Source organism: Kitasatospora sp. NPDC089913, from assembly GCF_044748625.1.
Taxonomy (GTDB): Bacteria; Actinomycetota; Actinomycetes; order Streptomycetales; family Streptomycetaceae; genus Kitasatospora.
This window is the reverse complement of the sequence record NZ_JBIVGI010000017.1, coordinates 163,795-175,883: the sequence shown is the minus strand read 5'-3', so window position 1 is coordinate 175,883 and position 12,089 is coordinate 163,795. Positions and strand designations below refer to the sequence as shown.

Annotated in this window: 10 protein-coding genes and 1 pseudogene; 10 read left to right on the top strand and 1 reads right to left on the bottom strand. The window is 75.3% G+C overall.

Annotation, left to right across the window (positions count from 1 at the left end):
- Positions 1–1,314 precede the first annotated feature (1,314 nt).
- The 9 genes and pseudogenes from ACIPYS_RS25240 (at position 1,315) to ACIPYS_RS25200 (ending at position 9,346) form a co-directional block, all read left to right on the top strand.
- Entirely contained in the window at positions 1,315–1,590 is a 276-nt protein-coding gene (locus ACIPYS_RS25240; protein WP_400749828.1) for a hypothetical protein, read from the top strand.
- A 34-nt stretch (positions 1,591–1,624) separates the two neighbouring features.
- Positions 1,625–2,050 (top strand): phage tail protein, encoded by a 426-nt coding sequence (locus ACIPYS_RS25235; RefSeq protein ID WP_030394849.1) that lies wholly within the window; start codon positions 1,625–1,627, stop codon positions 2,048–2,050.
- A gap of 111 nt (positions 2,051–2,161) precedes the next feature.
- A pseudogene (locus ACIPYS_RS25230) lies at positions 2,162–2,860 on the top strand (peptidase M23); the annotation flags it as partial.
- Between the two features lie 176 nt (positions 2,861–3,036).
- On the top strand, positions 3,037–4,854 hold the full coding sequence (locus ACIPYS_RS25225; RefSeq protein WP_093863648.1) for a VgrG-related protein: 1,818 nt from the start codon (positions 3,037–3,039) through the stop codon (positions 4,852–4,854).
- 71 nt (positions 4,855–4,925) lie between these two features.
- Entirely contained in the window at positions 4,926–5,243 is a 318-nt protein-coding gene (locus ACIPYS_RS25220) for a PAAR domain-containing protein (protein ID WP_093863647.1), read from the top strand.
- The gene (locus ACIPYS_RS25215; protein WP_030307173.1) at positions 5,243–5,665 is read left to right on the top strand and encodes a GPW/gp25 family protein; all 423 of its coding nucleotides are present in this window, start codon (positions 5,243–5,245) and stop codon (positions 5,663–5,665) included. Before ACIPYS_RS25220 ends, ACIPYS_RS25215 begins: the two co-directional genes overlap by 1 nt.
- The gene (locus ACIPYS_RS25210) at positions 5,665–7,626 is read left to right on the top strand and encodes a putative baseplate assembly protein (RefSeq protein ID WP_400749822.1); all 1,962 of its coding nucleotides are present in this window, start codon (positions 5,665–5,667) and stop codon (positions 7,624–7,626) included. Before ACIPYS_RS25215 ends, ACIPYS_RS25210 begins: the two co-directional genes overlap by 1 nt.
- Positions 7,623–8,219: a phage tail protein gene (locus tag ACIPYS_RS25205; RefSeq protein ID WP_400749819.1), complete on the top strand. Its 597-nt coding sequence runs from the start codon at positions 7,623–7,625 to the stop codon at positions 8,217–8,219. The genes ACIPYS_RS25210 and ACIPYS_RS25205 overlap by 4 nt, the downstream gene beginning before the upstream one ends.
- Positions 8,220–8,635: 416 nt before the next feature.
- Positions 8,636–9,346, top strand: coding sequence for an NADase-type glycan-binding domain-containing protein (locus ACIPYS_RS25200; protein WP_400749816.1), 711 nt, complete (start codon positions 8,636–8,638; stop codon positions 9,344–9,346).
- Positions 9,347–9,957: 611 nt separating this feature from the next.
- On the opposite strand, the gene ACIPYS_RS25195 is transcribed toward ACIPYS_RS25200, so the two are convergent.
- On the bottom strand, positions 9,958–10,443 hold the full coding sequence (locus ACIPYS_RS25195) for a hypothetical protein (protein ID WP_093863643.1): 486 nt from the start codon (positions 10,441–10,443) through the stop codon (positions 9,958–9,960).
- Between the two features lie 198 nt (positions 10,444–10,641).
- On the opposite strand from ACIPYS_RS25195, the gene ACIPYS_RS25190 reads away from it, so the two are divergent.
- Positions 10,642–12,027, top strand: coding sequence for an alkaline phosphatase (locus tag ACIPYS_RS25190; protein WP_400749813.1), 1,386 nt, complete (start codon positions 10,642–10,644; stop codon positions 12,025–12,027).
- Positions 12,028–12,089 lie beyond the last annotated feature (62 nt).

The window sequence follows — 12,089 nt, the reverse complement described above, 5'->3', positions numbered from 1 at the left end:
ACCACCCCAGCACCCCTGGCAGCGACTACCACCCCTCCCGCACCAGGCATGCCGATCGTGCAGCGCCCGACGGAGACCGCGACCGACACACCCGTACAACGCGCGGCCGACCACCCCACCCTCGGCACACCGACGACCGAACTCCCCACCACCCCAGCACCCCTGGCAGCGACTACCACCCCTCCCGCACCAGGCATGCCGATCGTGCAGCGCCCGACGGAGACCGCGACCGACACACCCGTTCAGGGCGTGCCCCTGCAACGCGCGGCCGTGCAACGCGCGCCCGGGCGGCCGACACTCGGTCCGCCGCTGACCGAAATCCCGACCACCGCAGCACCTTTGGGAAACCACGCGACCGTCCCGGCGCGGGCCGTCGATGTCCCTTCCGCAGCGGCGCCGACCCGGGCGCCGGCCCTGCCGGTCGTGCAGCGGCAGCCGGAGGCGCCGGCTGCCCAGGGCGGCCCTGGACTGACCGCGCGACGCCCGCGCGCCGGGTTGGGGGCCCCGCTGCCCGCGATGCCACCCACCGCCAACCGTCCCGCGCTCCCGTCCACCGTCCAGCGCATGCCCGTACCCACGCCCGTGCCCGTGCCGGGAGCGGCACAGCACCCCGCATCCTCGGCCCCGTCACCGGCTCCCACCTCACCGGCTCCCACGCCACCGACCACCGCGTCCCCGACCACGCCGCGACCGATGACCGCGTCCCCGACCACCGCATCCCGGCACGGCCGCCGCACCGGTGTCCCCGCGCCGCCCGCAGGGGCACGGAGGAGCGGGCCCGTGCCACTCGTCCGCGCCGGTCGGTCCGGGTCACCGGACCGGGCACCGGACCGGGCACCGGCCGCACCGCACCGCAGCGTCCAGTTGCTCGCGGCGCGACCGCTGGCCGTCGGCAGCGGCCCGGACATGGGGAGCGCGACGGTCCCCATGGCCTCCGCCCGCGCGGTGAGCCGCCCCGTGGTCGCGGCACGCTGGGTCGACCGGCCCTCCGCCGCCGCGCCGCAGCACCTCCAGCGGGCGCCCGGCTCCCCCGGCCCGCACCAGGCGTCCGCCTCCGGCCCCGTTCGGCCGTCCCAACCCCTTCGTGGGCCCGGACCCGAAGCCCTCCGTACCTCCGGCCCCGGGCGCTCGTCCGGCCCGCTGCCCGTGACCACCCCGCATACACCGCCGTTGGTGGTCCGGCCTTCCCCGGCCGGGTCCTCCGCGCGGCCCGTCCCCGTGGTGCCGCCGGCGCGGTCCAGGACACCGGACCCCGGCGGCACGCCCGGAGACCCCCCGGCCTCGCCACCGACCCCGCCCCCGGCCCCGCTGCCCGTGCAACGCGACACCGGCGGCGGCCGGGGCGCCGTCCCGGCCACCGCCGCCACCACCCCGCGCACCACCGTCACCGGTAGCACCACCGCCGCGGACCAGCGGGTCACCGCCGCCGACCGAACCGGCGGAAGTCCGCGTGCCGCCGGAACGCAGGGCGGCGACCTCGACCTGGAGGACCTGGCGCGCCGCCTGCTGGACCCGGTCGCCCGCCTGCTGCGCGCCGAGCTGCGGCGCGGCCGGGACCGCGCGGGGCGGACCTTCGACGGCCGCCGCTGAGCACCCGCACGAACGAGAAACGGACGACGGACCGATGACGGACAACATCTTCGCGACCAGCGTGTTCTTCCGGCTGGCGATCGGCGGGAACGACCTGGGCGCCTTCCACACCTGCTCCGGCATGGGCGCCGAGGTCGAGATGGAGAGCTACGCCGAGGGCGGCAACAACGGCTTCACCTGGCAGCTCCCGGGCCGCGTGACCTGGTCGAACATCACCCTCACCCGGCCGGTCACCGCCGACACGGCGAAGATCGGCCGCTGGCTGGACGAAACGCTGCGGCGGGTCGAACCGAAGGACGGCGAGATCGTGGCCCTGCGGCCCGACCTGAGCCGGATCATCAGCTGGCAGGTGTTCGGCATCGTCCCGGTCCGCTGGCAGGGTCCGTCCTTCGACCCGGCCAACTCCGCGGCAGCCGTGGAGACCCTGGAGATCGCCCACGCGGGGCTGCTCCCCGCCTGACCGTCCCACCAGCACCCAGCCACCACCGCCCCGTCGCACCACCACCCTGTCCCACCACCACCCCGTCGAACGACCGACCGCCGTACTCCCGCTCCGGAAGGAAGCCACGCCATGGCCTTCTCGGCACGCGCCAGCCGCGCCAGGGCCCAGCTCACCCTGAAAGAGCCCCCGGCCTCCGTCGGCGCCAAGCCCGGCGGGACGATCGCCCGGCTCGACCTCCAGTTCAACCCCTCGACCCTGCAGTTGGGCAAGACCACCGAGTGGCGGCGGTCCCCGTCCCGGATGGCGGGGCAGTCGGCGCTGCCCGAGTTCGTCGGCAGCGGCCCGCGCACCCTGAGCCTGGAGGTCTTCCTGGACGCCACCGCCACCCACGACGACTCGGTGGAGCAGGCGGTCGAGAAGCTGATGAAGGCGTGCGTGCCGACCCCGGCCAGTCTCGGCCGCAAGAAGCCGGCGAGCCCCTGGGTGCGCTTCGAGTGGGGCAGCGCGCGCACCACCTCGTTCGACGGGGTGCTGTCGAACCTGTCGGTCTCGTACACGCTCTTCGACGTGGACGGCACGCCGCTGCGGGCGACCTGCTCACTGTCCATCGAGGAGGCGAGCGTCGAACCGCCCGGCCAGAACCCGACCTCGGGCGCGCGCACCGCACGCAGCACCCACACCCTGGTGGCGGGCGACAGCCTGGCGATGCTGGCCTGGCGCGAGTACGGCGACGCGACGGCCTGGCGGGTCGTCGCGGAGGCGAACGGCATCGACGACCCGATGGCACTCGCCCCGGGCACCGAGTTGGTGGTGCCGGCCCTGCGGGACGACGACCGGGTCCGGCTGACCGGCGACGGGCACGCCTACGACGACGGACTGCCCGACCACAGTCGCGACGACCATCCGGACAACGGTCCCGCCGGCGGACGAAGCAGCGGACGAAGCAGCGGCAACGGGTTCGGCAACGGCAGCGGGTTCGGCAGCGGCAGCAGTGAGGGGGAACGGTGAGCGGGTTCGATTCCGGGGGAAGGTCCTTCGCGGCCGACCCGATCGTGGAGGCACCCGGCGAGCTGCCGCAGATCTGGGCGGCGCAGCTGGTCAGCTGCGTGGTCGACGAGAACGTGAGCCTGCCGGACGCCGCCGTGCTCACCTACCGCGACCCCGACCACGAGTTCCTGCGCGCCACCGGCATCACCATCGGCTCCCCGCTGCGCGTGTCGGTGACGACGGCGAAGGGGCAGGCGCGGGAGCGGCTGTTCGACGGGGAGGTCACGGCCCTGGAGATCGACCGGGACGGCACCGGGTCGTTCACCGTCGTCCGCGCCTACTCCAAGGCCCACCGGCTGCAGCGCGGCCGCAAGGTCGTCGCGTACCGCAACATGACGGCCGCGGACATCGTCCGCAAGGTGGCCGCGGGCGCCGGCCTCGCCGTCGGGAAGGTGGAGGCCGCGCCGGTGACGTACCGGCAACTGTCGCAGGCGAACGTCTCCGACTGGGACTTCCTGCAGTTCCTCGCGGGCGAGAGCGGTGCGCGGGTGCGCGTCGACGACAAGGGGCTGCTCCAGTTCACCAGGCCCGCGAAGGCGTCCGGGGCGCCCTCGCCCTCGACGTCGGCCGTGCTCGACCCGATGGTCCTGGAGTACGGGCGCAACCTGCTGGCGCTGCGGGCCGCGCTGTCGGCCGCCGACGGCGCCTCGAAGGTGCAGGTGCGCGGCTGGGACGTCGCCACGAAGCGTCCGCTGGTCGCCGAGCAGCCGTCCGTGGTCAGCGACACCGTGGTGCCGGGGCTCGCTCCCGGGACGGCCGCCCGGTTCGGGAGGTCGGTCGTGGCCGTCACCGACACCCCCTACCGGACGCAGGCGGAGACGGCGGCGGTCGCCCGCGCGGCGGCGGCCCGGGTGAGCGCCGGCTTCGGCGACCTGGAGGCGGTGGCCGAAGGCAATCCGCTGCTGCGGGCGGGCAAACCGGTGGCGCTGGGCAACGTGGGGCCGGCGTTCTCCGGCCGGTACACGGCGACGGCCGTGCAGCACGTGCTGGAGCCCCACGGCGGCTACCGCACCACCGTGTGGGTCGACGCCGGCGCGGACCGCTCCCTGCCCGGTCTGATGGCGGGCGCCGACGCGCCGGGGCGCGGCCCGCGCATCCCCGGTCTGGCGATCGGCGTGGTGACGGACGTGCGCGAGCCGAACGGGTCCGAACGCGGCGCGGTGCGGCTGACGTTCCCCTGGCTGGACGACACGTACGTCACCGACTGGGTGCGCACCGTCCAGTGGGGCGGCAAGGGCGGTGGCGGGGTGGTGAGTCCCGAGGTCAACGACGAGGTGCTGGTCGGGTTCGAGCAGGGCCTGCTGGACCGTCCGTACGTGATCGGCGGGCTCTACAACGGGGTGGACCAGCCCTCGCCGCACGACGTGCCTCTGGTCGACGCGACCAGCGGCAAGGTCAACCGCCGCTCGGTGGCCTCGCGTTCGGGTCACCGCGTGGAGCTGCTGGACGCACCGGCGCCGGGCCCCTCCGGGTTGCGGCTGGTGACCGGGGACGAACGGCTGGAGGTCCGTCTGGACGACCGCCGGGACCGGATCGAGCTCACCGTGTACGCGGGACGCAACCGTCCGCTGACCTCCGTCCTGCTGGACCGGGACGGCATCACGCTCGACGCCCGGCAGGGCACCGTGAAGGTGACCGGCCGGCAGGTGGACATCGACGGCACGGCCGGGGTCAGCATCGGCGGCCGGTCGGTCCGGGTGTCCGGGACGGCGGACGTCTCCGTCGACGGCGGCCTGCTCGCCGTGCTCAAGGGCCGCCTGGTCCGGATCAACTGACCCCGCACGGGCGCCCGGCGCCTCCTCTCCCCCGACCGACCTCCCTCCCCCTTCTCCCCGAGGAGCCCCCGATGCCAGCCGCAGCCCGTACCGGTGACCCCACCGACCACGGTGGCCGGGTCGCGACCCCGCCGCCCGGCACCGCCGCGCAGGTCGCGACGGTGCTGATCGGCGGGCGGCCCGCCGCCGTGGTGGGCAGCCTGCACGTCTGCCCGGTACCGCCGCACGCAGCCCTGGGGCCGGGGAACGTGCTGCTGCCCAGCCCGGCCGCGGTCACCGGGGGCGCGGTGCTGATCGGCGGACTGCCCGCCGCGCGGGCCCGCGACCGGGCGGCGTGCGGCGCGACGGTCCTGACCGGAGCGCCCGACGTGCTGATCGGCGGACTGTGATGGGCGACCGGTTCATCGGGCGCGGCTGGGCGTTCCCGCTGCGGGTCGGGCCGACCGGCGGGATCGCCATGGTCGAGCGGGAGCGGGAACTCGAGGAGGCCATCCGCCTCGTACTGGGCACCGCGCCCGGCGAGCGACCGATGCGGCCCGACTTCGGCTGCGGCATCCACGAGTACGTCTTCGCCCCCGGCGACGGCGTCACCGCCGGGCGGATCGCCCAGCAGGTGCGCGAGGCACTGGAGCGCTGGGAGCCGCGGATCGCGGTGGACGAGGTCGTCGTGGCCTTCGACGCGGTGGAGACCGCCACCCTCTACATCGACGTGCGCTACACGGTGCGCACCACCAACGACCGGCGAAACCTGGTCTTCCCCTTCTACACGATCCCCTCCGAGGAGGGGACCGAGGAAACGGTCGCGGACTGATGGCCCTGCCCTCCCCCAACCTGGACGACCGACGGTTCCAGCAGCTCGTCGACGAGGCGAAGCGGTACGTGCAGCAGCGCGCCCCGGAGTGGACCGACCACAACGTCTCCGACCCGGGCGTCACGCTGATCGAGACGTTCGCCTACCTCGTGGACCAGCTGCTGTACCGGCTGAACCGGGTCCCGGACAAGAACTACCTGGCGTTCCTGGACCTGTTGGGAATCCGGCTGTACCCGCCCTCGGCGGCCGTGGCCGAGGTCGACTTCTGGCTGTCGGCCCCCCAACCGGACACGGTGACGCTGCCCGCCGGCACCGAGGTGACCACCGCGGCCGGCGAGACCGAGGCGGCCGTGGTCTTCGCCACCACCGACGACCTGCGCATCGTGCCGAGCGAGTTGACCAGGTTGGTCACCGCGCCCCGCACCGGTGAGCAGACCGACCGGACGGGTGCCCTGGCCGAGGGCCGGGACATCCCGTGCTTCCAGGCCGCGCCCGAGCCCGGCGACGCGGTGCTGTTCGGACTGCCGACGGCGGTGCCGCGCTGCGTGGTGGCGGTCCGCCTGGACAGCCGCGTCGAGGGCGTCGGTGTCGACCCGCGCCAGCCCCCGCTGGTCTGGGAGGCGTGGGACGGCGGCCGGTGGCAGCGCTGCGAGACCGGTTCCGACACCACCGGCGGGCTGAACCGGCCCGGTGAGGTCATCGTGTACGTCCCGGCCGGGCACACGGCGTCGCTGGTCAGCGGGACCAGGGCGGGCTGGCTGCGCTGCCGGGTCACCGAGGCGGAGCCGGGGCAGCCGTTCTACTCCGAGTCGCCGACGGTGCGCGAGGCCGCCGTCTTCACCGTCGGCGGCACGACGGCCGTGGAGCACGCCGAGCGGGTGACCGACGTACCGCTCGGTGTGTCGGAGGGGGTGGCGGGGCAGTCCTTCCGGCTCGGCCGTCCGCCCGTGCTGCTCGACGGGGAACCACCGGTGGTGGAGGTGTCCTCCCCGGACGGGTGGCAGCGCTGGGAGGTGGTGGAGCACTTCGGCCGCTCGGGACCGGCCGACCGGCACGTCCGGGTGGACGCCACCACCGGCGAGTTCACGTTCCCGCCGGTGCTGCGCGAGGCCGACGGCACCCTGCGTCCGTGCGGGGCCGTGCCGGCCAAGGGCGCCCGGATCCGGGTGGCCCGCTACCGCACCGGCGGCGGCCCGGCGGGCAACGTCTCCCGCGGCGCGGTCTCCGTCCTGCGCAGCTCCGTCCCCTACGTCGCCCGGGTCGTCAACCGGGAGGCGGCGCGCGGCGGTGTCGCCGGGGAGACGGTCGACAACGCCAAGCTGCGGGCACCGGAGACCCTCCGCATGCAGGAGCGCGCGGTGACCGCCGAGGACCACGAGATCATCGCCCGGCAGGCGGCCCCCTCCGTGCGCCGGGTCCGCTGCCTTCCCGACCGGGACGCGGGCGCGGGCGCGGTCCGGGTCCTGGTGGTGCCGGACGCGGTGGCCGACGAGGGCGGCCGGCTGCGCTTCGAGCAGCTGATCCCGTCCGACCAGGTCCTCGCCAGGATCACCGCGGCCCTCGACGAGCGGCGCCTGATCGGCACCCGGCTCCTCGTCGAGCCGCCGTTCTACCAGGGCGTCACCGTCGTCGCCCGGCTCTCGGCACCGGCCGCGGACGCCGACCGGGTGCGCGACGCGGCACTCGACGCGCTCTACCGGCACCTCGACCCCCTGCGCGGCGGACCCGACGGAACGGGCCGGGCGTTCGGGCGGCCCGTTCAGTACGGGGAGGTGTTCGGCGTGCTGCAACGCGCCGTCGGGGAGGTGGTGGTGGAGGAGATCCGGCTGTTCGCCGCCGACCCGGTCACGGGCCGGCGCGGCGCCCCGGTCGACCGGATCGACGTCGGGCCGGGCGCGCTGGTCTTCTCCTACCAGCACCAGGTGGTCGTGACCGCGCGGGAGCCGGAGGTGCGCGGATGAGCCGGGCCGCCGTCCCGGGCCTGCCCAGCCGGTACCCGATCGGTGAGCAGCTGCCCGCGCTGTACGCCGAGGACGACTTCGCGCAGCGGTTCACAGCGGGGCTGGACACGGTACTGGCCCCGGTGTTCACCACCCTCGACAACCTGCCCTCGTACTTCGATCCGCGACTGGCCCCGGCCGACTTCCTGGCCTGGCTGGCCACCTGGGTGGGCGGCACCGACGACCCGCGCTGGCCGACGGCGCTGCGCCGCGAGGCGGTGGCCGGCGCGGTGGAACTGCACCGCTGGAGCGGCACCCGGCGCGGCCTGGTCGAGGCCCTGCGCCTGATGCTGGGGGTGTCCGCCGACATCACCGGGGACGGCGGGGCCGCCTGGTCGAACACGGCCGGTGGCGCGCTGCCGCCCGCCCCGGCCGACGAGGTGCTCGTCCGGGTGTGGCCTCGGCACGGCGGAGCGGTGGACGGGGCGGACGGGGCGCACCGGGTGGACGCGGACCGGGTCCGGGCGCTGGTCCGGAGCCTGTGCCCGGTCCACACGGTCTGCCGGGTGGAGGTCCTGCCGGGACCGCCCACGAGCGAGGAGGGGCGACAGTGATGCGTGAGTGTCCCGCGTGCGGGGCGTCCAACGGCCCGACGGACGGCTTCTGCGGCAACTGCGGCTCGTACCTGGGCTGGTCGGACACCCCGGTTGCCCCGGCGGTTGCGCCGACGGCCCCGGTTTCCCCGGCTGCCCCCACGGCCCCGGTTTCCCCGGCTGCCCCGACGGCCCCGACGGCCCCGGCTGCCGACCACCCGGCCGGATCCGCCGCGCCCCGGCGTGCCGACCCCTCACCGACTCCCGACCCCTCACCTCCCCCCGCCCCCGCGCTGCCTGCCGCCCCCGCGGCACCCGCCGAGCTCCCGCCGCCCGCCGGGCCACCGCACGTCTCCGCCCCTACTCCCGCCGACTCACCGCAGCCGGTGCGGCCGGCGAAGGCCGTCGCACCGCGTCCGGTCGTCCGGCCGGTCCCGGTGGACGACGACACCGCCGGGACGCCCTGCCCGTCCTGCGGCACGCCCAACCCGCCCGACCGGCGCTTCTGCCGCCGCTGCGCGACCCGGCTCGCACCCGGTGCGGCCCCACCGCCGCTCCCCTGGTGGCGGAGGATCCGGCCGGGCCGCCGCACCCGGGCGGGCTCGGGCCGGACGACGCGCTTCCTGGTGGTCCTGGCCGTGGTGCTGGCCCTGTGCGCGGGCGGCTTCCTGCTGCTGCCGGCCGGCCGGAACCTGATCGAGGACACCCGGGACAAGCTGGGCAAGAGCAAGCCGGTGACCCCGGTCCGGGTGGAGGCGAGTGCCGAGGTCGCCGGCCGGCCGGCGGGCAACGCCACGGACGGGCTCAGCAACCGCTACTGGGGCGCACCGGGCCCCGGCGCCTCGATCACCTTCACCTTCGCCAAGCCCTTCCGCCTGGTGGCCGTGATCGTCACCAACGGCGCCTCGACCTCGCCCGAGGACTACGCCCGCGAGGGGCGGGCGCTGCGGATCGACATGGAGGTGACGGCCTCGGACGGCCGGAAGACGGTCGAGCGGCTGAACCTGATCGACAAGCCCGGCCCGCAGACCTTCCCCACCGGAATCAGCGACGCCACCACCGTCCGGCTGACCCTCGACGACCCCGCGGGCCTGGACGGCGACCGCCATCTCGCCCTGGCCGAGCTGGAGTTCTTCCGGCGGAGCTGAGCCCCGGCGGGCACCGGTGCCGGACCGGCGCCGATCCGCACCGCACCCCCCGTCGACGCGCCGTACGCGGACGCGCCGTACGCGGACGCGCCGTACGCGGACGTCGTCCGAGGATGACAGCGCTCCCCCAGGGCCGGACCGCGGTGGGCGCCGGTGCCCTGCAGGTGGGGCGGACAGCAGCGGGACCAGGGAGGCGGCGCGCACCATCCGCAGGCCGAGCGTCGCCACCCCGGAGGAGCTGCGGCACATGGTCACCCTGCTGCGCGCTTCCGGCAGCACGGAGACCGGGACCGCCCCCGGCCCACCCGGGAACAGCTCGCCGCCCTCGTGACGGGCAGCGGTCTGGACGCCCGCCTGGTCGGTGGAGTGCCCGAAAGAAGCCGGAGCCCGTCCAGCGGGCGGTCCACCGGATCGCCCAGGAGGCCCTGACCGACTTCCTCCTGCTGGCGGTCGTCGCCACCGTCCTCTCCTGGCGCCGGACGGTGCACGGGCGGCGGCCCCGATCGGGCGGGGCGGTGGAACTGCCTGGTCGCGACGGCGGGCCTGGCGGGATACCTGGCGATCACCCTGGCACTGGTGCGGAGCTTCGCCGCACGAGCGGGGCAGGGCGGTCAGTTCGTGCCGTCGGCCGGAAGGTCCGGGTCGGCGCTGACGGGTGAGAGGTTCTGGACGGCCCGGGCCTGGTCGACCATGATCAGCAGCGCGTCGAGGCTCGCCGCGGAGAGCCCCTCGGCGCGCAGCGCGAGCGAGCGCACGCGTGTGTCGCGCAGCGCGTGCGCGAGCCTGAGCTGGGAGTTGACCCGCTCGGCGACCGCGTCGTTCAGGAAGTACTCGGGCGGCACGCCGAAGAACTCGGCGAGGACGTCGAGTTGTTCGAGCGTGACATTGCGCTTCTTGCCGGTGGCGAGTTCCCACAGGTAGGTCGCGGAGATCGCGCCGCCTGTGGTGTCGCGGATCTCCTTGGCCAGCCGGGCGTAGCCGGGCCGGGTCCGCTCGTCCGGGTAGATGGCGCTGATCAGCGTGTTGAGTCGCTGGTCGAACTTCCGCAGCAGGGATCTTCCCACCGCTCGGTCCGCCACCGGGTCGCTGTCGGTCATCCGTCACTCCCGCCCGCTGCGGTCCCCCGGTCGAGAGGTGTTCCGCCCGCTGATGTGGACAAGTCTGCTCGCTACAAATACCGCCATCCGGCGGGGTTGACAAGGAAACTCCGCGTAGGCGTACGCTCACGCACACACCTGTCCGCTACAGCGGACACCAAAGTCTCCCCCGACCGTTCCCAGCGGAGGTGCGGCAGCGTGACGAATTCCCCTTCCGGTCCGCCGAGTTCGAACCGGCGCCGAACCGCCCTGCGGCGCATCGCGGCCGTGGCCGCCGGAGCCCTGGTGGTCGCCGCGGCCGCCGCGGCCGCGGCGGCCGCTCCGGCCGGGGCCGAGGAGTCGGCCCGCAACCGCCCGGCCACCGGCGTCATCCTGCTGATCGGCGACGGCATGGGGGACTCCGAGATCACCCTCGCCCGCAACTACACCGTCGGCGCGGCCGGACGCCTCCAGCTCGACCGGTTCCCCGCCACCGGCGTCTACACCACCTACGCCGTCGACAGCGGCGGCCGTCCCGAGTACGTCACCGACTCCGCGGCGAGCGCGAGCGCCTGGGCCACCGGCCGCAAGACCGTCAACGGCCGGATCTCCAAGACGCCCGACACCGACCGGCCGCTGCCGACCGTCCTGGAACTCGCCCGCCGGGCCGGCCTGGCGACCGGCAGCGTCACCACCGCCGAGCTCACCGACGCCACTCCCGCGGCCCTCACCGCCCATGTCGGCGACCGCAGTTGCCAGGGGCCCGCCGACATGGCGGACTGCCCGGCCGACCTGCGGGCCGCCGGCGGCGGCGGCTCGATCGCCGAGCAGACCGTGGCGCTCGACGTGGACGTCCTGCTCGGCGGCGGGCGGGAGCGCTTCGACCAGGTCGTCACCGACGGACCCGACCAGGGGCTGACGGTCGCCCAGGTCGCCCGACGGCGCGGCCACCAGGTGGTGACCGACGCGGCCGGCCTGCGCGGGGTCGACCCGGGCCGGCCGGTCCTCGGACTGTTCGCGCCGGGAGCCGTCCCCGTCGAGTGGACCGGGAAGCCGGCCGTGCTCGGCGGCACCGCGCCGCAGCGGTGCGTGCCGAGCAACCCCGAGCGGCCCGTCGGCGCCCCGAGCCTGGCCGCCCAGACCGCCCGGGCGCTGGAGCTGCTGACCGCCCGACGGCCCGACCGGAAGGACGGCAAGGGGTTCTTCCTCCAGGTCGAGGGCGCCTCCGTCGACAAGCAGGGCCACGAGGCCGACCCCTGCGGACAGATCGGCGAAACGGTGGCCTTCGACCGCGCGGTCGCGGTCGCCCGGGACTACGCCGCCCGCCACCCCGGGACGCTGGTGATCACCACCGCCGACCACGGGCACGCCAGTCAGATCCTGCCGGTGGAGGCCAGGGCGCGCGGACTGTCGACCACCCTGGTCACCGACGAGGGCTCTCCGCTGAAGGTCGCCTACGCCACCAACGCGGACGGCGACGGCGAGGAGCACACCGGCGTACAGGTGCGGATCGCCGCCCAGGGGCCGTACTCCCAGCGTGTCCTCGGCGTCACCGACCAGACCGAGTTGTTCGACACGCTGCGCACCGCGCTCGGCATTCGCTGAGCGCGGCCGCTCCTGTTCCTCCGGGCCGGGCCCGGAGGAACAGGAGCGGCCGGAGCGACCGC